At 72.6% G+C, this 24,105-nt stretch carries 23 protein-coding genes; 17 read left to right on the forward strand and 6 right to left on the reverse strand.

The features are described from left to right. Positions 1-191: 191 nt before the first annotated feature. Positions 192-1,109 (reverse strand): helix-turn-helix transcriptional regulator, encoded by a 918-nt coding sequence (locus IE295_RS08165; RefSeq protein WP_190062830.1) that lies wholly within the window; start codon positions 1,107-1,109, stop codon positions 192-194. 187 nt (positions 1,110-1,296) lie between these two features. Here IE295_RS08165 and IE295_RS08170 point away from each other — a divergent pair, with 187 nt between their 5' ends. After that, on the forward strand, positions 1,297-1,512 hold the full coding sequence (locus tag IE295_RS08170; protein WP_190062831.1) for a tautomerase family protein: 216 nt from the start codon (positions 1,297-1,299) through the stop codon (positions 1,510-1,512). Between the two features lie 57 nt (positions 1,513-1,569). Here IE295_RS08170 and IE295_RS08175 read toward each other — a convergent pair whose 3' ends face one another. Next, positions 1,570-2,181 (reverse strand): signal protein, encoded by a 612-nt coding sequence (locus IE295_RS08175; RefSeq protein WP_190062832.1) that lies wholly within the window; start codon positions 2,179-2,181, stop codon positions 1,570-1,572. A gap of 86 nt (positions 2,182-2,267) precedes the next feature. On the opposite strand from IE295_RS08175, the gene IE295_RS08180 reads away from it, so the two are divergent. Continuing rightward, complete coding sequence (locus tag IE295_RS08180; protein WP_190062833.1) at positions 2,268-5,645, forward strand: hypothetical protein; 3,378 nt, start codon at positions 2,268-2,270, stop codon at positions 5,643-5,645. A gap of 61 nt (positions 5,646-5,706) precedes the next feature. Here IE295_RS08180 and IE295_RS08185 read toward each other — a convergent pair whose 3' ends face one another. Beyond that, positions 5,707-6,261: a hypothetical protein gene (locus IE295_RS08185; RefSeq protein WP_263454052.1), complete on the reverse strand. Its 555-nt coding sequence runs from the start codon at positions 6,259-6,261 to the stop codon at positions 5,707-5,709. A 33-nt stretch (positions 6,262-6,294) separates the two neighbouring features. Here IE295_RS08185 and IE295_RS08190 point away from each other — a divergent pair, with 33 nt between their 5' ends. The 9 genes from IE295_RS08190 to IE295_RS08230 all read left to right on the forward strand — a co-directional run bounded on the left by IE295_RS08190 (position 6,295) and on the right by IE295_RS08230 (position 16,050). Continuing rightward, the gene (locus IE295_RS08190; protein ID WP_190062835.1) at positions 6,295-7,035 is read left to right on the forward strand and encodes a response regulator transcription factor; all 741 of its coding nucleotides are present in this window, start codon (positions 6,295-6,297) and stop codon (positions 7,033-7,035) included. Further along, a complete protein-coding gene (locus IE295_RS08195) occupies positions 7,032-8,441 on the forward strand; it encodes a sensor histidine kinase (protein ID WP_190062836.1) in 1,410 nt (469 codons plus the stop codon). Before IE295_RS08190 ends, IE295_RS08195 begins: the two co-directional genes overlap by 4 nt. A 150-nt stretch (positions 8,442-8,591) precedes the next feature. Continuing rightward, positions 8,592-9,092 carry a hypothetical protein gene (locus IE295_RS08200; RefSeq protein WP_190062837.1) on the forward strand — a complete coding sequence of 167 codons (501 nt, stop codon included), beginning with the start codon at positions 8,592-8,594 and terminating at the stop codon, positions 9,090-9,092. Between the two features lie 367 nt (positions 9,093-9,459). Continuing rightward, on the forward strand, positions 9,460-10,881 hold the full coding sequence (locus IE295_RS08205; protein ID WP_190062838.1) for a glycoside hydrolase family 18 protein: 1,422 nt from the start codon (positions 9,460-9,462) through the stop codon (positions 10,879-10,881). 120 nt (positions 10,882-11,001) lie between these two features. Continuing rightward, positions 11,002-12,027 (forward strand): lytic polysaccharide monooxygenase, encoded by a 1,026-nt coding sequence (locus tag IE295_RS08210; RefSeq protein WP_190062839.1) that lies wholly within the window; start codon positions 11,002-11,004, stop codon positions 12,025-12,027. Between the two features lie 340 nt (positions 12,028-12,367). Beyond that, the gene (locus IE295_RS08215) at positions 12,368-13,081 is read left to right on the forward strand and encodes a transglycosylase SLT domain-containing protein (RefSeq protein WP_190062840.1); all 714 of its coding nucleotides are present in this window, start codon (positions 12,368-12,370) and stop codon (positions 13,079-13,081) included. 146 nt (positions 13,082-13,227) lie between these two features. Further along, entirely contained in the window at positions 13,228-13,605 is a 378-nt protein-coding gene (locus tag IE295_RS08220) for a hypothetical protein (protein ID WP_190062841.1), read from the forward strand. Positions 13,606-13,715: 110 nt separating this feature from the next. Continuing rightward, positions 13,716-14,276, forward strand: coding sequence for a PadR family transcriptional regulator (locus tag IE295_RS08225; RefSeq protein ID WP_190062842.1), 561 nt, complete (start codon positions 13,716-13,718; stop codon positions 14,274-14,276). A gap of 52 nt (positions 14,277-14,328) precedes the next feature. Beyond that, positions 14,329-16,050 (forward strand): acyl-CoA dehydrogenase family protein, encoded by a 1,722-nt coding sequence (locus IE295_RS08230; protein ID WP_190062843.1) that lies wholly within the window; start codon positions 14,329-14,331, stop codon positions 16,048-16,050. Positions 16,051-16,127: 77 nt separating this feature from the next. Here the strand turns inward: IE295_RS08230 and IE295_RS08235 are convergent, their stop codons facing one another. Next, entirely contained in the window at positions 16,128-17,078 is a 951-nt protein-coding gene (locus IE295_RS08235; protein WP_190062844.1) for a TetR/AcrR family transcriptional regulator C-terminal domain-containing protein, read from the reverse strand. Positions 17,079-17,234: 156 nt separating this feature from the next. Here IE295_RS08235 and IE295_RS08240 point away from each other — a divergent pair, with 156 nt between their 5' ends. The 4 genes from IE295_RS08240 to IE295_RS08250 all read left to right on the forward strand — a co-directional run bounded on the left by IE295_RS08240 (position 17,235) and on the right by IE295_RS08250 (position 20,069). After that, positions 17,235-18,347 (forward strand): FAD-dependent monooxygenase, encoded by a 1,113-nt coding sequence (locus tag IE295_RS08240; protein WP_190062845.1) that lies wholly within the window; start codon positions 17,235-17,237, stop codon positions 18,345-18,347. Positions 18,348-18,429: 82 nt separating this feature from the next. Continuing rightward, entirely contained in the window at positions 18,430-18,762 is a 333-nt protein-coding gene (locus IE295_RS33365) for a hypothetical protein (protein ID WP_224323622.1), read from the forward strand. Between the two features lie 24 nt (positions 18,763-18,786). Continuing rightward, a complete protein-coding gene (locus IE295_RS08245; RefSeq protein WP_190062846.1) occupies positions 18,787-19,554 on the forward strand; it encodes an alpha/beta fold hydrolase in 768 nt (255 codons plus the stop codon). 65 nt (positions 19,555-19,619) lie between these two features. Then, positions 19,620-20,069: a hypothetical protein gene (locus IE295_RS08250; RefSeq protein ID WP_190062847.1), complete on the forward strand. Its 450-nt coding sequence runs from the start codon at positions 19,620-19,622 to the stop codon at positions 20,067-20,069. Positions 20,070-20,100: 31 nt separating this feature from the next. Here the strand turns inward: IE295_RS08250 and IE295_RS08255 are convergent, their stop codons facing one another. Beyond that, complete coding sequence (locus IE295_RS08255; protein WP_190062848.1) at positions 20,101-21,072, reverse strand: helix-turn-helix transcriptional regulator; 972 nt, start codon at positions 21,070-21,072, stop codon at positions 20,101-20,103. A gap of 111 nt (positions 21,073-21,183) precedes the next feature. On the opposite strand from IE295_RS08255, the gene IE295_RS08260 reads away from it, so the two are divergent. Then, positions 21,184-21,594, forward strand: coding sequence for a DUF3224 domain-containing protein (locus IE295_RS08260; protein WP_190062849.1), 411 nt, complete (start codon positions 21,184-21,186; stop codon positions 21,592-21,594). Here IE295_RS08260 and IE295_RS08265 read toward each other — a convergent pair. Next, a complete protein-coding gene (locus IE295_RS08265) occupies positions 21,579-23,261 on the reverse strand; it encodes a CocE/NonD family hydrolase (RefSeq protein ID WP_190062850.1) in 1,683 nt (560 codons plus the stop codon). The genes IE295_RS08260 and IE295_RS08265 overlap by 16 nt on opposite strands. A 111-nt stretch (positions 23,262-23,372) precedes the next feature. Here IE295_RS08265 and IE295_RS08270 point away from each other — a divergent pair, with 111 nt between their 5' ends. Then, the gene (locus IE295_RS08270) at positions 23,373-24,089 is read left to right on the forward strand and encodes a TetR/AcrR family transcriptional regulator (protein ID WP_190062851.1); all 717 of its coding nucleotides are present in this window, start codon (positions 23,373-23,375) and stop codon (positions 24,087-24,089) included. Positions 24,090-24,105: the final 16 nt, after the last annotated feature.

Consider the following 24,105-nt stretch of genomic DNA (forward strand, 5'->3'; position numbering starts at 1 on the left):
GTAGGTTAAATCCTCTTTTTATTGTCTCTGGGGCCGAAGAGGCGTCCGGGGACGCCCCCAGTGGCCCCTGAGGCGAACACGGCGCTGCCCGGTGCACCGGCAGGGGGCGTACGCCCCGAGGCGCGCGGCCCGGTGGAAGCCGACGGCGTGGCCTTAACGAGCCGGAGACCGGGCACACCCGCGGCCGTGGACTACGCCTGCCCCCTCCTGGCCGGCGCCTCGCTCCGGGACGACGGTGCCTCCGCCTCCTCGCGGAGGGCGCTCTCGGCCGCCGACATGTCCTGGGTGCCGATGACGGAGAGCAGCTCCAGCTGGGCGGCCGCCCGGGTGCCGGGCGGGGCGGTGAACCACAGCAGGCGCTGGTGCCCGTCCTCGCTGAACAGGCTGTGGCAGTCCAGCTCGATGACGCCCAGCGAGGGATGGACGATGCGCTTGCGGTCGACGCGGCGCAGGCCGACGTCGCGGGTCTCCCACAGGGCGGTGAACTCCGCGCTGCGCCGCCGCAGCGCGGTCACCAGGGCGGTCACCTCGCTGTCGCAGCCGCGCCGGGCGGCGACCGCCCGGAGGTCGGCGACGAAGACCCGGGAGTGGTGCGGGTGCTCGTCGCCCGGGTAGAGGGCGCGGGCGGCCGGGTCGGTGAACCAGCGGTAGACGAAGCTCGCCGCAGGGCCGCGTACCGTCGGATGCCGGCCGACCAGGGCCGCGGCCAGGTCGTTCTGGACGAGGGTCTCGTGCAGGTCGGTGATGACCTGGGCGGGGGTGGTGGTGAGCCGGTCCAGCAGGCCGAGCAGGGCCGGCTGGACGTGCGCCGCCGGGCCGTGCGCCGCCGGGGGCAGGGGGCGGCCGGCGAGGTGGAACAGGTGGTCGCGTTCGTCGCCGCCCAGGCGCAGCGCCCGGGCGAGGGCGGTCAGGGCGTGCTCCGAGGGCTGCGAGCCGCGTCCGCGTTCCAGCTCGGTGTAGTAGTCCGCCGACAGGGCGGCCAGCTGCGCGACCTCCTCGCGCCGCAGGCCGGGCACCCGGCGCCGGGGGCCGGTGGGCAGCCCGACGTCGGCCGGCCGGATGCGGGCGCGCCGGGATTTGAGGAACGCGGCGAGTTCGGGAAGGTTCACGCCCCCCATCGTCACCCGGCGGCGAGGGCCGATCCAGGGGGTGGCATCCCCTGGGTGGACACAGCCCTGGCTGGAGGCGGAGCGCCGGACGATCGTGGGCGGGGCACGGCGACGCCGCCCTGCCGCCCTTGCCCGACGGCTTCACGGCGGGCAGTCGCCCACTCACCGTCGCACAAGGAGAACGAGCATGCCGTTCGCGAACTTCAAGGTCCCCGCGTACACCCTCAGCGAGGAGCAGAAGCAGCAGATCGTCGCTCGCACCACCGATCTGTACGCCGAGCTCTACGGCGAACGGGCCCGCGCCACCACCATGGTGCTGATCGAGGAGGTCACCGACGGCGGCTGGGGCATCGGCGGCGACGTCCTGACCCTCGCCAAACTCTGGGAGATGCCGCAGGCCTGACGGCCGGACCGGCCCCGGCCGCCGGGCACGGTCCACCGCACCCGGGCGAGGCGGCCCTCAGCGGGTGCCGGCGTCCAGGCGGTAGTCCACGGACGTGGAGAAATCGCCGGAGGAGCCCTGGAAGCTCAGCGTGTGCGACCCCGGGGACAGGGGGTCCAGCCGCACCCACAGGCCGCACGCCATGGCACCGGAGCCCCAGCCCTCCACCGGCGCGGCGTCGAGGCGCTGGGACGTGACGGGCTTGCCGTCGAGGGTGGCGCTGCCCTTCGCGCCGGCCAGGAACGCATCGCAGGCGCTCTTCGGCGACGTGATGCGGTTCACCAGCGGGAACGCCACGGGGATCCCGGAGGGCATCCGGCAGGTGCGCCGGGCGGCCCCGCCGTGAGTGCCCGCCAGGAACCAGACGTCGGACGCCTGGTTGTCACCGCACAGGTGACCGTCCTCGTCGTCGATGGGGTTGGCGTTCTCCGGGGCAGCCTCCGTCCAGCGCCACCAGCGGGCCTGCAACTCGCCCGAACCGGTGCCGCCCCGCGCCCCGGCGGACGGCGAGGCCGCCTTCGCCTCCTTCGCCGGCGAACCGCCCGCGTCCGTCGAGGACGACGAGCACGCGCTGGTGAGGACCAGCGCCCCGGCGCCGAGCAGGATGGTTATGGATCGTCTGAATTGCATGCGCGAATGATAGGCAGGAGCGCTCGTTCGATAGGAATTCGATAAGAATTGGGCAGAAGGCGAAAGCGTCGGCGACAATCCCCCGCATGATCCAGAAGCCCGCGGTCGCGCTCGTCGACGAGCTGCTCGCCGCCGTCGAACCGCTGCCGATTTCCCGACGCCTGACCCACACGGCCGTCCGCGCCAGGGAACTGCGCGGCAGCGGGGAGCTCCGCGCGGTCGTGGACGAGCTGGCCGGGCGCGGGGCGTACGGGCGGGGGCTCGCGGCGCTGGCCGCCGAGGCCGGCCACGACATCGCCTGGCTGGAGACCCGCCTGACCGACCCCGACCCCCTCGTCCGGCACCACGCCGTCTCCGCCGTCCGGCGGGGACACATATCCGACGCCGTCGTGACGGCCGCGATGGACGACGCCCCGGCCGTCGTACGGCGCGAGCTCACGCGCGCCGTCGTCACCGGCCGGCGCACCGGCCTCGCCGACGCCCTCATCAGGCCCGTCCGCGCACGCTGGGGCGACGCGGAGGCCGTCAGGCTGCTGCCCGGCTGCGGCCGCAGCACCGTCGCGGAGCTGCTCCCCGGCCTCTTCCACGCCGTCACCGGCTGGACGGGCCTCGCCCGCCGCCACGCCGCCGCCGTCCTCGAGGAGGCCGAACGCCAGCTCACCGCGGTCCCGGAGACCGCACGGCGCGCCTGGTGGCAGGCGAACGAGGCGAGCGTGGTGGCCGCGGCCCACGCCGAACCCCTGCGGGTGCTCGACCTGCTGGAGCGGCTGTGCCACGAGGAACTGCCCTGGCGGATCCAGCACCGGATCGGCATGCTCGCGGCCGCGGACCCGGGCCGCACCATCCGGCTGCTGCTCGCGCCCGAACGCGGCACGGCACACCTTCAGCAACTCGGCACCTCCCTGCTGCGCACCCTCGTGCGCCTCGACCCGCCCGAACTCGCCGACCTGGCCCGCGCCCTGGCCCCCGACGAGCGACAGCTGACGCGCCTGCTGCGCACGATGGCCCCCTCCCGCCGCGCCGCCTGCTACGACGCCGCCATGACCGGCCGCTCCACCGGCCACTCCGCACTGTCCGACGACCTCCTCGAGGTGCTGCCCCGCGCGCGGCGCGAGGCCGAGGCACGCCGCATGGCCGAGCAGGCCCGCACGTACGGGGGCTCCTGGCAACGCGTCCTCGCCGCCGTCTCCTTCCTGCCGGTGGCCGAGGCACGGCCGGAACTGCTCGCCGCGACCCGCCGTTCCCAGGCCGAGGACCGGGCGTACGCGTACCCGCTGCTGCTGCGCAACGCCGCGCGCACGCGCGAGCCGGCCGTCCTCACCGAGCTCCTCGCCGAAGACCTGGGCCGGCTGCGCAACGAACAGGACCCGGTGCGCTCCCCGGCGCTCGCCACACTCGCCCGCATCCACCCGGCACTGTTCACCGACGCGGCCGCACCCCACCTCGAGCGCATCGCGACGGACGCGCTCGAGGCCCGCGACCTGTCCTGGAACGGCATCTCCGCCCTGGGCAAGCTGGCCGAGGCACTCCTGCGCGAACACGCCGGCACCGGAGCGAAGGAACTGACGGCCTGGGCGCTGCGCACGCTCATCCGGCTCTTCGCCTCCAGCCGGCCGCGCTTCGAGGGGCTGCGGCGCGGGCAGGAGCGCGAGATCGTCGACGCGCTGCTCCCCTCCGTCGAAGCGGCCGTGTCCAAGGCCGACTACGCCCCCGCGCTCGACCTCGCCCGCAGGCTCGGCCGCCGCGCCCACGCCCTGCCCGAGCTGCAGGACATCCTGTGGCGGGCCATCCGGGACGGCGACGAGATGACGACGACCCAGGCCGTGTGGCTGTGGCTGGACGACGTCACCACCCGTGACGACCGCCTGCCCCGACTCCTCGACCTGGACCCCTCGTTCGCCACGCACCCCCTCGTCGCCCAGACGATCACGAGCCGCCGCACGGACCTGCTGGACGCCGTGCTGGGCGACACCCCTCCGTACGGACGCCTGCTGGCCGAGAACCGCCACTGGGTGCCGGGCACCGGCCCCACCGCGCGGCGCTGGCTGCCGCGCCAGCAGGCCGCCGCGGCACGTCTGCTGGCCCGCGCCGCGGACGACACCTCGCTCCACGTCCACTGGCGCCTCTCGGCGATCCGCTCGGCCGTGTGGATCCCCGGGCACGGCACCGAACTCCTGCGACGCCACGCCGACAGCACGGAAGTGCAGCTCGCCGAGGCCGCGCTCGCCGCGCTGGCGCACGCCGACCGCCCCGGAGACCACCTGCCGACGCTGCTCGCCCACGCCGGAGGGGACCGGGCCAGGGTGGCGGTCTACGCCGCGACCCGCGTGAGCCGGTTCGTCGCCCCCTCCCACCTGGCCGTGGCGCTGCGCGCCCTGCTGCTCGCCGACAGCGGCGTGAAGGTGACCAGCCGCAAGGAAGCGGCCCGCCTCGCCGCCTCCGCGCTGCCGGTACGCGAGGCGGCCGCCCTGCTCGCCGAGGCCTGCACGCACCCGGGGCAGCACCACGACGTCCGGGCCGCCTGCGTGGCCGCCACCACAGGATTGCTCGACCACGCGGAGGCCTGGACGCTGCTGGAGGACGCCGTGACCGGGCGGCGCGAGCTGCGGCAGGCCGTGCTCGGGACCTCGCCCTACCAGCTGCCGGAGCAGCACCGCACGCGCTACGCCGAGTTGATCCACGCCCTGTGCCGCACCGACGACCCCGAGGTCGCCGCGGCCGCGTACGGCGTGCTCCCGCAGTGGTCGCGCTGGGTGCCCGAGGCGGCCGACACCCTTGTGGACGTCGTCACCGACCTGGACAACCGCACCGGCTGGCGGGCCGCGGCCGCCGCGCTGTGCCGCGTCGTCACCACGGGCGGCCCGTCCGGCACCCCGGACGCGGCCCCCCTGAACCGCGCCCTCGCCGCGCTGATCGCCGCCGACGAGGGCGGCGGGACGCCCGACGCGGAGGCCGACCGCGACCGCCCCGCCCGCCGGCGCGTCCGGTGCGTCGTCGCCGACCTGGTCGCGAGCGGCCGGTGGAGCCACCGTGCCGTCCTGCCCGTGGCCCACGACGTCGTCGAACTCCTCGGTTCCTCATCCGGCTTCGTCGCCGACGCGGTGGAGCTGGCGACCCGGGTCCTCGCCCTGGACGCCGCCCCGGACGGGCTGGCGGCGGAGCTGACGCGCCTGGCCCGCCGCCACGAGGGCAGGCCCGTGCTCGCGGTCCGTACCGCCGGAGCGCTCGACGCGCGGCTGCGGACCGAGCGCAGCGGCGCCGACGACGCGTTCGCCCACGCCGCACGGGTCCTGTCCGAGGAAGGCGGCCACACCGCCGGGCTGTTCGCCGTGAGCCTCACGGTCGCCGGCGGCCGCCGCACCGACTGGGCGGAGCACTGGCGCGAGCGGCTGCGCGCGCTGCGCCGCCACCCGCACCCGGACGTCCGCGACGCCGCCCTCGCGCCGGCCACCGCCGAGGAATAACGGCCGGCGCACAACGCTCGGCGACCCCGCGCGTGCCCCGGCCCACGGCACGCGCGGGGCGTCAGCCCTCCACCGTCTGGACCTGCGGCGGATGGCCGTTCCAGGTGACGAAAACCGAGGTGGTCTGCGGGCCGGCCACGAAGTCCACCCGGATCCAGGCGCTCTGCTTCCACACCCGCATCCGCCAGCCCTCGTCCGGGGTCGCCGAGACCAGCGTGGCCGAGCTCTCGCCGAGATCGAAGACCACCCGCCCGCCCCGGACCGGATAGCTCTTCACCTCCCCGGCACCCGGCGACGGTCCGTCGCCGGGGCGGGGCGCCGCCCCGGCCTCGCCCCCCGGCGTGGGCGTGGGCGTCACGCGCCGCGCGGACGGCGCCGCGGTGCCCGATGACGGGGACGCGGACGGAGGCGGCGACGGCGGTTGCGGGGCACGGGCCGAGGAGGCCGGCCCGCCGATCTCCGGCGCCGCGCCACCGGAGATCGGCAGCGCGCGCGGCGGCTCGTAGGCCGTGCCCGCCAGCACGGTCCGCACCCCGTACCAGGACACCGCCATGGCGGCCGCGGTCGCCAGCGCCCACGCCAGGGCCTGCATGATTCCTCGCCTCACCTGGCTCATGGTGCCTCACTCGAATGGCGTACGGTGCCGCCCATGGCAAGACTGCTCGTAGTCGAGGACGATCCGTTCGTGCGCTCGGCCCTCATCCGTCAGCTGACCGAGGCCTCGCACACGGTACGCAGCGTCGGGACCGCCCTCGAGGCGCTGCGCGAAGTGGCGCAGGTCGGCTTCGACCTGGTCATCCTCGACCTGGGACTGCCGGACCTCGACGGCGCGCAGGCGCTGAAGATGCTGCGCGGCATCACCGACGTACCGGTCATCGTGGCCACCGCACGGGACGACGAAGCGGAGATCATCCGGCTGCTCACCGACGGCGCCGACGACTACCTGGTCAAGCCGTTCTCCGTGGCGCACCTGACCGCGCGCATGGCCGCCGTGATGCGCCGGGCGGGCCGGGGCGGCACGACGACGGGCGAACCGGCGCCGTCCGGCGCGCTGCGCGTCGGCGGCCTGTCGGTCGATCCGCTGCGCCGGCTGGCGGAACTGGACGGCACCACCCTGGACCTGACCCGCCGTGAGTTCGACCTGCTCGCCTACCTGGCCGCCCGCCCGGGCGTCGTCGTACCCCGCAGGGAACTCCTCGCCGAGGTCTGGCAGCAGTCCTACGGCGACGACCAGACCATCGACGTGCACCTGTCCTGGTTACGCCGCAAGCTCGGCGAAACCGCCGCCAGCCCGCGCTACCTGCACACCGTCCGCGGGGTCGGGGTGAAGCTCGAGCCGCCGCAGGGGCCGCCCCCGGTGCCTCCGGAGGCACTCATGGAGCAGGCGTGAGATGGGCGCTCGTCAGGGTGTCGCTGGCCGTGACGGTCATGGTGGTGCTGGCCTTCGCCGTGCCGCTCGGACTCGTGGTCAAGGAACTGGCCCGGGACCGCGCCTTCGCCGACGCCGAACGGCAGGCGGCCCAGATACGGCCCGCACTCGCCATCACCACCGACCGCGCCCAGCTGGAGAGGGCCGTCGCCAGCTCCCAGGCCGGCGGCGACGGACGCATGGCCGTCCACGTACCGGGCAGCGACGGCACACGCCACGGGACGCCCGCCGACGCCCGTGACGCGGACGACGCCCACGAGGCGTTCGACATCGGACGATGCCGCGCCCGGGCGCGCGACGTGGAGACCGCCCGCCGCGGCCGGTCCGCCATCACCTCCGTGCCCGGCGGCTACGCCCTGCTCCAGCCGACGGCCCTGAGCACCGGCGAGTTCGCGGTCGTCGAGGTCTACGTGCCGCACCGCGCGGTCGGCAACGGCGTCACCACCTCCTGGGTGATCCTCGCCGGCGTCGGCCTCGGCCTGATCGCCGGCTCCCTCGCCACCGCCGACCGCCTCGGCCTGCGCCTCGTACGCCCGGCCGAGCGGCTCGCCAAGGCCGCCGCCGAGCTCGGGGAGGGAAGGCTGGGCGTACGCGTCCGCGAGGACGGACCCGCCGAACTCCGCGCCGCGGCCGTCGCGTTCAACTCCATGGCCGACAAGATCGTGCGGCTCCTGTCCAACGAACGCGAGCTCGCCGCCGACCTCTCGCACCGGCTGCGCACCCCGCTCACCGTCCTCCGCCTCAACGCCGCCTCCCTCGGCGAGGGCCCCGCCGCCGACCAGACCCGCGCCGCCGTCGAGCAGCTGGAACGCGAGGTCGACCAGCTGATCCGCGCCGCCCGCGAACAGGGCGAGCGCACCGAGCGGCCCGCGCTCGGCTGCGACGCCTGCGAAGTGATCCGCGACCGGATGGACTTCTGGTCCGCGCTCGCCGAGGACGAGGGCCGCACGGTACGGCTCGCAGGCGTCGAGGAGACCGTACGGGTCCCCGTCGCCCGTCCCGAACTCGTCGCCGCACTGGACGCGATGCTCGGCAACGTCTTCCGGCACACCCCCGAGGGCACGGCCTTCGCGGTTGACGTGCACCACAGCGAGGACGCCGTCATCGTGCTCGTCTCCGACGCGGGCCCCGGCATCGCGGACCCCGACGCCGCCCTGCGCCGCGGCCACGGCGACGGCGGCCCCGGATCAACCGGCCTCGGCCTGGACATCGTGCGCCGGGTCGCGGAGTCCACGGGCGGGGACGTACGCATCGGGCGGTCGGTGCTCGGCGGCACGGAGGTACGGGTGTGGCTCTCCCCGGACGGGGGAGGCACCCGTCACCGCGAGCGCCGCCGCCGGGTACGGCGCGGCCGGGCACGTCCTTAAGAACTGTGCAGGTCAGGGCGGGTTTTCGCTCGCCTGGACCGTCTTTGGGCCGTGGCCGCACTCATCCCTCCCGGAAGGCGCGGCCGACGGTCTTTCCGTCGCGAAGGCAACAGGCCACACTTCAACAGTGTGGGGGACAGCGGACTGTGGGTGGCAGCCCTGACCGGCGCCACGGCCGTACTCGCAAGCTGGGTCACCAGTCGTGGGCACACGCGAGCTGCACAACTGCAGGCAGAGGTAGCGGCAGCAGCTCAGCGTGAAGCACGACGACATGAACTGACACGGTCTTCGTACCTCGCCTTCATCGAGCAAGCTCACCTGATGGGCGTCGAGTACCGGCAGACGCCGGCCATCCTGAACATCAACGACCGTGAGCGGCGCCGGACCGTCCTCGAAGAGCACCGAGGACAGTTGCGGGTGGCCTTCGGGCCCTTTCGTCATAGCTACCAAGTCGTGGCTCTCGACGGGCGCAGCGCTGCGACAATCGAGGCCAGCGACAGGGTCTTCGCGACGTCAGGACGCATCTACAAGACCTTGGGGGCCATCGCAGCAGGCTCGCGAGACCCCCGCGTCTTTTTCACGGACCTCCATGACTATTGGTCAGCCATCGGCGAATTTGTTACTGCCGTGCGTCTGGAACAGTCGCAGTGACCAGGAGATGGGTCAGGGCGGGTGGACCGCCCAGGCCAGGTCAAGCGGCTTGAGCGTGAGCTGAAGAAGGCCAAGGAGAAGCCGGCCAAGCAGCGGAGGAAGTGACCGTCCTTGGCTCCCGGGGAGCCAAACCGGGAGCCAACCGGGGCGTCACATCGCGGACGCACCCGGACGGCCACGGATGACTCACCCGCCCGACCCCAGGCAGGAGGGGTGTCACAACCGCCCTACCTGAGGCCCCGATTAGCTCTTCCTTAACCCCGCCATAAGAACCCGCCCCGGAACCGCGATTCGGCGATTTGCGCCATTCGCTCTCGCTAGCGTGCCGCCCGTACCTACCCCCCAGTCAGAACAGGCAGGCACGCGCATGGGTTCCTCCGCACACCGCCGACGACCGAGCCGCAAGGCGAAGGCGGCCGGCATCGTCGTCGCCGCGGCGATCGCGACGGGCGCCGCGTTCACCCTCACCGGCACGGCCCAGGCCGCCTCGGTCGGCGCGGCCTTCTCCACGACCGGCTCCTGGTCGGGCGGCTTCACCGGGCAGTACGTCCTCACCAACACGACGAACAAGGAACTGCCGTACTGGAAGCTGACGTTCGACCTCCCGGCCGGGACGAAGATCACCTCCCTGTGGAACGGCAAGCACACCGTCAGCGGCCGGAGCGTCACCGTCGAGCCGGAGAGCTGGAACGCGACCATAGCCCCCGGCAAGTCCGTGACCGTCGGCTTCGTCGCGACCGGCGGCAGTGCGCCCACCGCCTTGGCCAACTGCCGTATCAACGGCGCGAAGTGCTCCGCGGACAAGGACCCCGAGCCGCGGCCCACCGAGCCCACGCCCACCCCGACACGGCCGCAGCCGACCCCGACCCCGACCACCCCGGCCCCCGGTGGCGCGGACGCCGGCTTCGCCCCGTACGTCGACACCTCCCTCTACCCCGCCTACGACCTGCTGGGCACCGCCGAGAAGACCGGCGTGAAGCACTTCAACCTGGCCTTCATCACCTCCGGCGGCGGCTGCACCCCCAAGTGGGGCGGCGTCACCGACCTCGGCAGCGACGCGGTCGCCCAGCAGATCGGGAAGCTGCGCCAGGCGGGCGGCGACGTACGGGTCTCCTTCGGCGGAGCCGCCGGATCCGAACTGGGCCTGGCCTGCTCCTCCGCCGACCAACTCGCCGCCGCCTACGGCAAGGTCGTGGACACGTACAAGCTCACCAAGGTCGACTTCGACATCGAGGGCGCCGCGCTGCCCAACACCGCCGCCAACACGCGCCGCGCCCAGGCCATCGCCCGCCTCCAGAAGAGCCACCCCGGCCTCGACGTCTCCTTCACCCTGCCGGTGATGCCCAGCGGGCTCACCCAGGACGGCGTCGACCTGGTCGGGAACGCCAAGAAGAACGGCGTCGCCGTCTCCACGGTCAACATCATGGCGATGGACTACGGCTCGTCCTTCAACGGCGACATGGGGCAGTACGCCATCGACGCGGCCACCGCCACGCAGGCGCAGGTCAAGGGCGTACTCGGACTGAGCGACGCGGCTGCGTGGAAGGCCGTCGCGGTCACCCCGATGATCGGCGTCAACGACGTGGCCGCCGAGGTCTTCACGGTCGACGACGCGTCGCAGCTGGCGCGCTTCGCCCGGACCAAGCGGATGGGGTGGCTGTCGATGTGGTCGGCGGCGCGCGACAAGCCGTGCCCGGGCGGCCCGCAGAACTCCGCGTCGGCCACCTGCAGCTCGATCCGGCAGGACCCCTTCGCCTTCACCAAGGCGTTCGCGGCCCGCCAGAGCTGACACGCGGCCCCTTCCCCCTCACCATCCCCACCCTCCCCCCCACACTGCCCCGCACGCACGGCACCCCCCACCGAACGGCCGGCGTGCGGGGCATCCCCCTCACCCACAAGGAGACCCCTCATGCGCATGCGTCACACCGCCCTGCGGATATCTCTGCTCGGCCTCGCCCCGCTCACGCTCACCGCGCTGGCCGCCGGACCGGCCGGGGCCCACGGCTCGATGACGGACCCGGTCAGCCGGGTGTCCGCGTGTTTCGCCGAAGGGCCCGAGCATCCGCGCTCGGCGGCCTGCAAGGCGATGGTCGCCGCCGGCGGCACCCAGCCGCTCTACGACTGGAACGAGGTCAACATCGGCGACGCCGCCGGCCGCCACCGCCAGATCATCCCGGACGGCAAGCTGTGCAGCGCCGGACGCGCCAAGTACAAGGGCCTGGACCTGCCGCGCGCCGACTGGCCGGGGTCGAAGCTCGCCTCGGGCAAGCACACCTTCCGCTACCGGGCGACCGCCCCGCACCGCGGCACGTTCGAGCTGTACATCACCAAGGACGGCTACGACCCGAAGAAGCCGCTGAAGTGGTCGGACCTGGAGGCCAAGCCGTTCGCCAAGGTCACCAACCCCACCCTGAACGCGGGTAGCTACGTCTTCGGCGGCACGGTTCCCAAGAAGTCCGGCCGACACCTGATCTACAGCATCTGGCAGCGATCCGACAGCCCCGAGGCCTTCTACACCTGCTCCGACGTGGACTTCGGCGGGAAGACCCCGGCGACCAAGGCACTGGCGCCGGCGCCCGCCGCGTCCGCCCCCAGCGACGAGCAGATCGCGGAGGACGCCGCGAAGTCGACGGTCGACCACGGCGGACACGGCGGCGACGGGCCCGACGACGGCGGACACGGTGAGGCCGGCCACGGCCAGGCCGGACATGGCGAGGGCGGTCACGGTGAGGGCGGCCACGTCAAGGACGGGCACGAGCCCCACTCCGCGGTGAAGGCCGCCAATGCCCCGGCCGCCCAGGGCGGGCGTCTCGCCGAGACCGGCGGCGACAGCCGCACGACGGCGCTGGCCATCGGCGGCGCCGGGGTCCTGGCAGCCGGCTGCGCCACCCTGTTCCTGGCCATGCGCCGCCGCTCGGCCCGCCACCGCGGCTGACGCCTGGCGGTCCGGTGACGAGCCCCCGGTGAGGACGAGCCGTGCGCGTACACGAGTGCTCACCCGGGGTGAATAAAGAGGGCGTCGGATGTGAGGCCCCTCATGGGGCCTGGGTCACATACGAATGTGGGTAGTTGGCGCGCAGGCCTGATTCCGGCATTTCGGCTCGCTTGTCGGGTGCCGGATACGGCGTTTCGCCGTAGGTCACACCTTTGCCAGCGGGTTTTCGCGCCGCTAACAATTGCGGAGTCGCACGGCGCCGTCGACCGAGAAACGGCGCTCTTTCTTTGCGCCATTGACGGCCATTGCGACGTAAGCGATTGGAAGGGTTCAGCTCGTTATGCGTTCCACCGTCTCCGGTTATACCGCTCTGTCCAAGGCCCATAAGTTCTCCGCTGCCGGTCTGGTGACCGCTGCTGGTGCCGCCGCTCTGACGTTCGCCCTGGTTCCGCAGGCCTCGGCCGCGGATGCTCACAGTGCGGGTGTGAAGCCGGTGGCGCTGAGCGCTCAGGAGTTCGGTGTGACGCAGGACGCTGAGCTGGCGAAGGCCGTGGATGCTGCTGCCGCGCAGGCGCAGGTCAAGGCCGGTGCCGCCGTGAAGCAGGAGGCGAAGGCCAAGGCGGACGCCGAGCGTGCGAGCCGTTCCGAGGCCCGCAAGGCCCTCAAGCCTGCCGCCAAGCCGGCCCCGGCCAAGCCCGCTGCCAAGCCGGCTGCTCCGGTGAAGAAGGCCTATGCGGACAACCTGGACGGCTGGATCAGCGAGTCGCTGGACGTCCTGCGCGCCAAGGGCATTCCTGCCTCGTACGAGGGCATCAAGCGGAACATCATGCGTGAGTCCACCGGTAACCCGCGTGCGATCAATGACTGGGACGTCAATGCCGTGAACGGTGTGCCGTCGAAGGGTCTGCTGCAGATCATCGACCCGACGTTCAAGGCGTATCACGTCGAGGGCACGTCCTGGGACATCTACGACCCGGTCGCCAACATCACCGCTTCCTGTAACTACGCGGCCGACAAGTACGGCTCGATGGACAACGTCAACTCCGCGTACTGATCCGGACGCGACCCGCACAGAACGCGCCAGGGGCGCAGCACCCGCACGGGAGCTGCGCCCCTCGCGCATGGCCCGGCGTGAGAGCTGAGGCACAGCGGCGCCCCGGGATTCCGCCTTGTGGATCAAGAAACCTTAGGCTTTCGATCATGCACATCACGTTGACCGAGCACGCCCGGTGCCTCTACGACGACGCGTATCTGCCGGTACCTCCCTGCGGCCGCGCCCACCACGAGCAGAACTTCGTCGAAGAGCTGACTTTCGCCGACGCCGACTCGATCCTCGCCATGCTGCGTGGACTTGGCCCGCACGTGGTCGAGGGCCGCCTCCCCGTGTGGATCCGCAATCTCGCCTACCGGCTGCTCCTCCTCCAGCGCCCCGACGAGCCGGCGCTGATGCGCGAGGCGGCGGACAGCCTTCACCTGCACGGTCCCGACTGGGACGAGATCGCCGCCGAGCTCCGTCAGCGGGCCGACGCCCTCGAGGCCGGTGTCATGGAGGCCGGCGCCCTGGAGAACGCGGCCTAGGCCGGCCGGTCCTCGAGGCCGCGGCACGGCAGGCCTGCCCGGGTGAGCCGTGTCTCACCCGGGCCGTGCCTCTTGTCTATGCAACGAGTTGCATAGAAAGATCCGGGGTCATGGCGCTCGAGCACGCGATCCTCGTCTCTCTGCTGGAGAAGCCGGGCTCCGGCTATGAGCTGGCCCGGCGCTTCGAGCGGTCCATCGGCTACTTCTGGACCGCCACCCACCAGCAGATTTACCGCGTCCTCAAGCGGATGGAGGGCGACGGCTGGGTCACCGTCCGCGAGGTCCCGCAGCAGGGCAGGCCGGACAAGAAGGAATACTCCGTTCCCGCCCTCGGCCGGGCCGCCCTCTCCCAGTGGCTGCACGAGCCGATCGAACCCGAGAGCGTGCGGCACGACCTCGCCGTGAAGATCCGCGGCGCGGCCTTCGACGACCCGGCCGCGCTGATCCGCGAGGTCGAGCGGCACTACCAGGTGCACACCGACCGGCTCGCGCACTACCTCGCCGGGGAGCGGCGTGACTTCACCGGACCCGAGGCTCCCGCACTACCCGACGACGTCGGGCGGGAGCTCCAGCACGTCGTGCTGCGCGGCGGCATCGCGTACGAGCGGATGACGCTCGCCTGGCTCGATGACGTCCTCGCCACCCTCCACCGGCTTCGTGCCGAGCGCTGAACCCCATCGTCAACCGCCACCTTCGACCGTCAAGCCGGAAAGGCGAACTCCCATGGCCGACCCGCTGCTGTTCAACCCCCGCACCTACGACCCCGCGCACTTCGACCCCGAGACCCGCAGGCTGCTGCGCGCCACCGTCGACTGGTTCGAGGAGCGCGGCAAGCGCAAGCTGATCGAGGACTACCGTTCCCGCGCCTGGCTGGCGGACTTCCTCGCCTTCTCGGCGAAGGAGGGCCTGTTCGCCACCTTCCTGACGCCGGCCTCCGCCGCCGACGGGCACGAGGACAAGCGCTGGGACACGGCCCGCATAGCCGCCCTCAACGAGATCTTCGGCTTCTACGGTCTCGACTACTGGTACGCGTGGCAGGTCACCATCCTCGGCCTCGGCCCGGTCTGGCAGAGCGACAACGCCGCCGCCCGCGCCCGCGCCGCGGAACTCCTCGCCCAGGGCGAGGTGTTCGCCTTCGGCCTGTCCGAGAAGGCCCACGGCGCCGACATCTACTCCACCGACATGCTGCTGGAGCCGGACGGCGACGGCGGCTTCCGGGCGAGCGGTTCCAAGTACTACATCGGCAACGGCAACGCCGCCGGTCTCGTCTCCGTCTTCGGCCGCCGCACCGACGTCGAGGGCCCCGACGGCTACGTCTTCTTCGCCGCCGACAGCCGCCACGAGGCGTACCACCTCGTGAAGAACGTCGTCGACTCGTCGAAGTACGTCAGCGAGTTCCGCCTCGAGAACTACCCGGTCGCGGCCGAGGACGTCCTGCACACCGGCCGCGCCGCGTTCGACGCCGCGCTCAACACCGTCAACGTCGGCAAGTTCAACCTCTGCACCGGCGCGATCGGCATCTGCGAGCACGCGATGTACGAGGCCGTCACCCACGCGCACAACCGCATCCTCTACGGCCGCCCCGTCACCGCCTTCCCGCACGTGCGCCGCGAGCTGACCGACGCGTACGTGCGCCTCGTCGGCATGAAGCTCTTCAGCGACCGCGCCGTCGACTACTTCCGCTCCGCCGGCCCCGACGACCGCCGCTACCTCCTCTTCAACCCCATGACGAAGATGAAGGTGACCACCGAGGGCGAGAAGGTCATCGACCTCATGTGGGACGTCATCGCGGCCAAGGGCTTCGAGAAGGACACCTACTTCGCCCAGGCCGCCACCGAGATCCGCGGCCTGCCGAAGCTGGAGGGCACGGTCCACGTCAACCTCGCGCTGATCCTCAAGTTCATGGGCAACCACCTGCTGAACCCCGCGGAGTACGCGCCCGTGCCGACCCGCCTCGACGCGGCCGACGACGAGTTCCTCTTCCGGCAGGGCCCGGCCCGGGGCCTCGGCTCCATCCGCTTCCACGACTGGCGCGGCGCCTACGACGCGTACGCCCACGTGCCCAACGTCGGCCGCTTCCGCGAGCAGGCCGACGCGCTGTGCGAGTTCGTCACCACCGCCGCCCCCGACGAGGAGCAGAGCCGCGACCTCGACCTCCTCCTCGCCATCGGTCAGCTGTTCGCGCTCGTCGTGCACGGCCAGCTGATCCTGGAGCAGGCGCGCCTGACCGGCCTCGAGGAGGACGTGCTCGACGAGCTGTTCGCCGTCCTCGTCCGCGACTTCTCCGCGCACGCCGTCGAGCTGCACGGCAAGGACTCCGCCACCGAGGCCCAGCAGAGCTGGGCGCTCGGCGCGGTCCGCCGCCCGGTCGTCGACGACGCCCGCTCGGCACGCGTCTGGGAGCGCGTCGAGGCGCTGTCCGGGGCGTACGAGATGGCCCCGTAACCAACACCGCGACACCCGGGCCGGCCCTGCGAACGACGGGGGCCGGCCCGGGCTTTTCTGTTCGGCGAGGAACGGGCTCACCCGTCGATCAGCGCGGTCAGTCCGTCGAGCATCGAGGTGAGGCCGAGCTCGAACACCTCGTCGAGGCGCAGCTCGTAGCCGCCGTCGTCGAACGATCCGGTCACCTTGGCGAACGTCGGGTACGCGCCGGAGGCCACGAGGGCGTCGAAGGCGGCGGCCTGGGATTCCATCCACTGGTCCTCGGACATCCCGGTGGCGCCGGCCGCCTGGGCCTCCCGTTCGAGGTGGACGGCGGTGCCCTGGACGTAGCTGTAGATCAGTACGTTCAGGTTGAGCATGGTCGCCGGGTCCAGGCCGTGGCCGTCGAGCGCGCCGAGCATCCACTCGGAGTAGGCGATCAGGTGCGGCAGGGCCAGCGGGCGGGTCAGGGGGGTGACCTGCGCGAGCCAGGGGTGGGCGCGGTGCAGCGCCCAGAGCGAGCGGGCGCCGGCCTCCAGGCGGGGGCGCCAGTGTGATGGAGCGTCGGCGGGGTAGTGCGCCTCGGCCAGGACGGCGTCGGCCATGAGGAAGACCAGGTCGTCCTTGCTGTTCACATACCGGTAGGGCGACATGGCGGCGACGCCCAGCCGTGCGGCGACCCCCCGCATGGAGAGCGCGGCGAGCCCTTCCGCGTCGGCGATGCCGACGGCCGCGCGGACGACGCGTTCACGCGTCAGCTCGCCGTCGGACGCGGCCGGCGGCGCCGCCGCGCGGGGCGGCCGGGCCGGGTGAGGCGCGCGCTCCGGGGCGTCCGCGACCACCGTGCCGACCCGCGGCTGGGCCCGTACGAGGCCCTCCTGGCGCAGGGTGGTCAGCACCTTGGTGGCGGTGGCGAGCGCGACGTTCCACTCCTTGGCGATCTGCCGGGTGGACGGCACGCGCTCACCCGGAGCGAGCTCGCCCTCGGCGATGCGCCGCCGCAGCTCGGCGGCGATGCGCAGATACGGCGGAGCGTTTTTCTCGGTCACGGCCGGTCCCTTCTTGCTGTCCTAGTACAGAGACTAGCAGCGAAAACATGCTCGAGGTCGGCAACTGTACTGCTACAGCCTGCTAAAACGGCGCTTTGCAAGCCTGTATGTACGCTGTACATTCAGTGGCGTACAGCGTCTCAGAAGGAGATCCTCATGCAGAACGTCCTCGTGTCCGGCGCCAGCGTCGCGGGCCTCACCCTCGCCTACTGGCTGCGCCGCAACGGCTTCGCCGTCACCGTCGTCGAGCGGGCCCCCGCCGTGCGCCCCGGCGGCCAGGCCATCGACGTGCGCGGCGTCGCCCTCGACGTCCTCGACCGGACCGGCGTCCTGGAGGAGGCGCGCGGCGTCCGCACGCGGATGCGCGGCATGGCGATGCTCGACGGCCGGGGCGAGGAGCTGTGGCGCTCCACCGAAATGACGTACAGCAGCGGCCTGCTGGAGAGCGCGGACATCGAGCTGCTGCGCGAGGACCTCGCCATGCTGCTGTACCGCCAGGCATCCGACGCGGGCGTGGAGTTCCTCTTCGGCGACTCCCTCGACCGCCTCGACGAGGGGCCCGACGGCGTGCGGGCCGGCTTCGAGCAGGGCCCTGACCGTACGTTCGACCTCGTGCTGGGCGCGGACGGCCTGCACTCGAAGGTCCGACGGCTGGCCTTCGGCCCGGAGGAGCGGTTCATCCGGCACCTCGGCGCCTACGTGACCGTCTTCAGCACCCGCAACTTCCTCGAGCTCGACAACTGGCAGATCTGGCTCAACGACGACTCGGCGACCTACTGCCTCTACCCGGTGCGCGACAACAGCGAGCTCAGGGCCACGCTCGGCTTCCGGTCCGAGCCGATCGCGTACGACCGCCGCGACACGGAGCAGCAGAAGGCGCTCATGACCGCCGGACTGGCCCACATGGGCTGGGAGACCCCGCGACTGCTGGAGGCCATGCGCCAGGCGCCCGACTTCTACTTCGACTCGATGGCCCAGATCCACATGGAGCGGTGGTCCACCGGCAGGGTGGCGCTGGCCGGCGACGCGGGCTACTGCGCGTCGCCGCTCTCCGGCCAGGGAACGAGCCTGGCCCTGGTCGGCGCGTACGTCCTGGCCGCCGAACTCGGCAGGGCGGCCGGTGACCACACGGCGGCCTTCGACCGCTACGAGGCGCGCATGCGCCCGTTCGTCGACCTCAACCAGGCCCTCGCCACGGCGAACCAGGGCGGCATGCCCTCCGACGAGGCGCTGGAGGAGGCCAAGAACGGCATCACACTCGACGCCTGACGCACCGCCGGGCGGAAAACCCCCGGCAGCCGGCCTGCCCGGGGCGCTACCCTCCCACCGAACCGGAGGAGGGGGGAAGACAATGGCGCTGGTGAGGAAGGGCTCACGACGCATCGTCGTGGACGGGGTGACCTACCGATGGCGACTCCGCCGGAGGCCGACCTACAGCCAGGCGCTGTGCTGGTCCCCCTGCACCTACGCCGTCGAGCGCGCCGACCGGAACGGGACGACGCTTGTTGTCACCACGGACCGACCGCACCCCGGCAACCGGCTCGGCAGACCGGCCGCCCCGGTCCTGCCCGCCGACGTCGCTCAGCACATCCGTACCGCGCTCGCCCGGGGATGGACCCCCACGCGACCGGGCCCGCCCTTCGGGCTGGACCTGTCTCCCACTACGCTCTCATCTCACCATTGATCTTGAACGCAGGGGGAACAGGCTGTGCGTACCGCCACCGTGACGGCCGACGGTGACCAGATCCGCTGGGTGGAACTGCCGGGCGAGGAACCGGCCCGTGTCTACGTGCACGGCCTGGGCGCGACCTCGCCCGCTTACTTCACCGCTGCCGCTGTGCACCCCCTGCTGGCCGGCCGCCGTTCGCTGCTGATCGACCTGCTCGGACACGGCATCAGCGACCGGCCGACGGGCTTCGACTACACCCTGGAATCGCACGCCGACGCCCTCGCCGAGGCCCTCGCCTCGGCCGGCGTCACCGGCGCCGAGCTCATCGCGCACAGCATGGGCGGCTCCGTGGCCGTCGTCCTGGCGGCCCGCCATCCCCACCTGGTCTCCCGCCTGGTCCTGGTCGACGCCAACCTCGACCCGCTCCCGCGGGTGCCCGGCGCGGGCGGCAGCAGTGGCATCGCCGCGTATTCGGAACAGGAATTCCTGGAGGGCGGCTGGAAAGAGGTCCGCGACCGGGCCGGCTCCCACTGGTGGTCCACCATGCGCCTGGCCGGCCGGGAGGCCCTGCACCGCAGCGCGACCCACCTCGTCCGCGCGACCGTGCCCACCATGCGCGAACTCCTGCTGACCCTGCCGATCCCCCGCACCTACCTGCTGCCCGAGGCCGACGGCCCGCTCCCCGGCGCCGACGCGCTCACCGAAGCCGGAGTCTCCGTCGTCCCCGTCCCGGACTGCGGGCACAACATCATGCTCGACAACCCCCAGGCCTTCGCCCGCGCCACCGCGGCGGCCCTCGCGGCCTGAGCGGCAAGGAGGGCAGGAAGGGAATTGGCTGGTCAGAGCATTGACCGCCCTCCTACCCTGCGTCCATGAGCACCGACATCTACGGCTGCATCGAGGTTCGGAATCCATGCGCCGACGAGGACTGGTACGAGTGGGCGCCGTGGCATCACGCCATGGATCTGTATCCGCTGTACTCCGACCAGAACTACGCGGCGTTCGCCTGTCTCTTCGGTGTCCGCAACAGCGCCGGCTGGGATCCGCTCGCCGCCGGGCGGGGGCTGCCGGCGGATGTGTCGCCCGAGATGAAGGAAGAGTTCGACAAGGCTCGCGGCATCGACCCGGCAGTGCACAGCCCGACCTGGGTGACGTGGGCGGAACTGGACCGGCTCGACATGGACGCCGCTCCGGCGGGCGGGCGTGACGTTCGGGACGCCGTGGGGCCGGGGACCGGGTGGGAGCACGTATTCGCCGTGATGAGGGCGCTTGCCGGGCGCTTCGGCGGCGACGGCGTCCGTCTGGTCGCGTACTTCGACTGACGCCCTCCCGATGCGCACGCGATGGCCGGGTTCAGGACGCCGCCGCATAGCGACGGGCCAGCACGGCCACGGCATCGGCCATGGCCTGCCGCAGCTCGGGCGGGCCCAGTACCTCCGCCTCCGCGCCGAGCCTGAGCAGGTCGCCGACCGCGACGGGCCGGGCCTCGACCGGCATGTCCACCCGCACCCATCCCTCGTCGTCCGGCGGCCCGGCGCTCTCGAGGGCCCGTGTGCCCGCCGTGCCGAACTGTACGGGCAGCAGCCGCTGCGCCACGGGCGAGATCCGCAGGCGTGCCGTCTCCTGATGGAGGGCGCTCTCCAGGCGCCGGGAGGACTCCTCCCAATAGGCGGCCACATCGAATCCGGCCGGCCGCTCGAAGGTCTCGTCCGTCACCTCCGCGGTCACGAGCCGCGATATCCGGTAGGTCCGCACGGCCCCGTCCGCGAGCGCCACCACGTACCAGATGTCGGCCTTGAGCACGATGCCGAGCGGGTGCAGTTCCCTGTGCACTTCGCCCCTCCAGCGCCGGTAATGCGCACGCACCACCCGCTGCTCCCACACCGCCCGCGCGACCGCCGCCAGGTGCGTGACCGGGTCGGCGTCCCGGAACCACGCCGGCGCGTCCAGGTGGAAGCGGTCCCGAATGCGGCTCGTGCGCTCCGCCAGTTCGGCCGGCAGCGCGGCCAGCAGCTTCAGCTGAGCGGTCGCCAGCACCGCCCCCAGGCCCAGGTCGCGCGCCGGCCCGGGCGCTCCGGCGAGGAACAGCGCGCCCGCCTCGGCGTCGGTGAGGCCGGTCAGCCGCGTGCGGTAGCCCTCCATCAGGCGGTAGCCGCCGGCAGGGCCGCGGTCGGCGCGGACCGGGATCCCCGACGCGCCGAGCGCCTCGATGTCGCGGTAGACCGTGCGGACCGACACCTCCAGCTCCGTGGCGAGCTCGGGAGCGGTCATCCGCCCGCGGTTCTGGAGCAGCAACAGCAGGGACAGAAGCCGGTCGGCGCGCATGGCGGCCATTGTTCCGCATACCTGACAGGAGATGTCAGGTACGAGGGCCAGGCTGATCACACACCGCACGCGAAAGCCCGTGCGGTCTCCATGCCGATCGAGAGGACAGTCATGCCCGTACGGACGACCACCGGCCACTTCACCTTCGCCACCTGGGAAGAACGCACGGTCGGAGCGAGGGAGACGAGCCCGCGGCTCGCCCACGCCTCCGTCGTCAACACCTTCTCCGGCGGCATCGAGGCCGCCGACACCACCTGCGAGTACACCATCGCCTACGCCACGGACAAGACCGGCACGTTCACGGGCATGCAGGTGCTGACCGGCCGGGTCGACGGGCGCGACGGCACCTTCGTCGTCGAGGAGCGCGGCTCCTTCGACGACGACGGCACCGTGCACTGCGCCTTCGAGGTCGTTCCGGGAACAGGCACCGGAGAGCTGACCGGGCTGCGCGGAACCGGCAGCTTCGTCGCCCGGCACGGCGAACCGTCCGTCCCCTACACCTTCGACTACGAAGTGGGCTGACGCCGGGGAAGCATCAGCTCCGAGTCCGCGTGGAGCGTGATGCGCACCGGTACGAAGTCGGTCGCGTCGACCGGCGACTCGCCGGTGCCGGGGTTGCGGGCGTAGCGCGGATGGGCGCCTCCGCTGATCTGCCAGCGGATGCGGTGGCCGGCGGCGAAGCGGTGGGCGGTGGCGCTCATCGGCACGGTGACCCGGGTGGGCGCCTGGCCGGTGGTCCGTAGCCGCACCAGCCCGTCGCAGACGTTGGTGGAGCGGCCCTGGGCGTCCACGTCGCACAGCCGGGCGAAGACGTCGGCGTGTCCGGTGTCCGTGGAGACGCTCAGCCGCGCGGAGACCGGGCCGAGGACGTCCACGGGCTCGGTCAGCGGCGGGCCGGTGAAGGTCAGGACGTCCTCCCGGGCCTCCAGGGCGCCGTTGTCGCGGGCGCCGGCGCCCCGGGAGAGGAGGGGGCCGCCGACGGACGGGGTGGGGTCGGCCGGGTCGTAGCGGAAGCTCGCCAGCGGCGCGGCGTCGGTGGGTGCCTGTCGGATGAGATGGCCGTCCGGGGCGGGGAACCATGACGCGGTGGCCGGGGACAGCGGCCAGTCGTCGAGGTCCCGCCACGCGTCGTGGCCGCCGACGTGCACGCGCACGCTGGTGGGGCGCAGGCCTGAGGGGTCGTCGCACAGGTGCGCGCGCAGCCACGCGAGGCTCTCGGCGAACACCTCCGGCCACCCCCGCTGGAACGCGGAGGTGTGGGTCCAGGGCCCGACGAGCAGGGCGGTCTCGCGGCCGGCCCGACGCAGCCGCCCGTACTGCTCGAGGGTCTGGTCGAGCAGCGCGTCGTGCCACCCGGTGACCAGGCCGACGGGCACGCCCGGCCGCTCGGCCGCCTCGGCCATGGACGTGCCGAGCCAGTGCGGATCGTCGGCGTCCGTGCTGGTCATCGCGTCGTCCAGCCAGGGCACTTCACCGAAGACGGCCGCGTGGGCGCCGCGCAGCGGCCGCGCGGTGGTGATCTCGCGCAGGCGGCGTTGCAGGCGCAGCGTCGCCTTCAGCATGGGGGCCAGTCCCTGGTGCTGGTACGCCATGCCGACGCCGGAGACGAGCGCGTTCTCGAGGTTGAGCGCACCGCCCGCGTGGAAGAACGCGTGGGGATCGTGGAGGCCCACCTGCACCACCATCGCCTTCAGCTCCGGCGGCGGGTCCAGGGCGAGCGCCCACTGCACATAGCCGAGGTAGCTGGGGCCGATCGTGCCCAGTGTCCCGTTGAACCAGGGCTGCTCCCGCAGCCAGGACACCGTGGCCCGGCCGTCGGCGGCCTCGTTGCGCCACGAGCCGAACCGGCCGCCCGAGCCACCGGTGCCGCGGCAGCTCTGCAGGATCACGTGGAAGCCCTGTTCGGCGAAGAGCACGCCGTACATGGGCGACCACGGCAGGCCCCTGCCGTAGGGCGAGCGCACGACGAGGGTGGGGAAGTCGCCCGCCGCGCGGGGGAAGTAGTGATCCGTGATCAGCGGGCTGCCGTCGGCGGCCGGAACCACCGTTCCCGCCTCCAGGCCGACGTCGTGGCGCCGGGCCGGGAGGTTGCGCCAGGTCGCCCTCATCAGGCGTGAGGGCAGCGGCGGTTTCCCGGCGGGCGGCGCCCAGACGGGCGTGCGCAGGGCGTCGTGCGTGGGTGATGACATCGGGCCCCTCCATTATTCTCGTACTGCGTACGAGAATAATGGATGCTTGGATGACGATCACAAGGGCCGTGGTGCGAGAGCCGCGGTGGCGAGGAGAGGAGTCCGGAGACCGTGACCCGTGACGGCGGGCCCGGCGCCCTTGGCGCCGACCCCGAGGAGCTCTGGCTGAGCCGCGCCCGGCCCCGCCGGGGGCGCAAGCCCGCCTTCAGTCGCGAGGCGATCACCGCCGCGGCCGTCGCCCTGGCGGACGCCGAGGGGCTCGAGGCGGTCACCATGCGGCGGGTCGCCTCGGAGGTCGGAGCCGGCGTCATGTCGCTCTACAGCTACGCCCGCGACAAGGACACGCTGCTGGACCTGATGATCGACCACGTCAGCGGCGAACTGCCGGCCGACGGCGCCCTCACCGGCGACTGGCGCACCGACTTCAAGGTCATCGGCCACCTCCAGCGCGCCCTCATGCTCCGGCACCCCTGGCTGCCCGCCGCCCTGTTCGCCCGCCGGCCCCTCGGCCCCAACGTCCTGGCCTTCCTGGAACACGCCCTCGCCGCCCTGCGGCCCACCGGGCTGGACGGCGCGGCGAAGCTGGAGGTCTTCTCCCAGCTGACGGCGTTCGTATCGGGGCACGTCGCCCACGAGATCGCGCAGGCCGCAGCGACCCAGTCACCCGACCGGGCCGCTGCCGAAGCCCGCTACCTCGCCGCTGTCGCCGCCGACGGACACCATCCGGAGCTCGCCGAAGCCCTCTCCGCGCCCGGGCGGCCCCTGACTCCCGAAGCGACCTTCACCCGGTTCCTCAACCGCCTGATCGACGGCCTCGACACCAGCTGATCCGCCCGGCCCGGGA

This window comes from Streptomyces griseocarneus, from assembly GCF_014655595.1.
Taxonomy (GTDB): Bacteria; Actinomycetota; Actinomycetes; order Streptomycetales; family Streptomycetaceae; genus Streptomyces; species Streptomyces griseocarneus.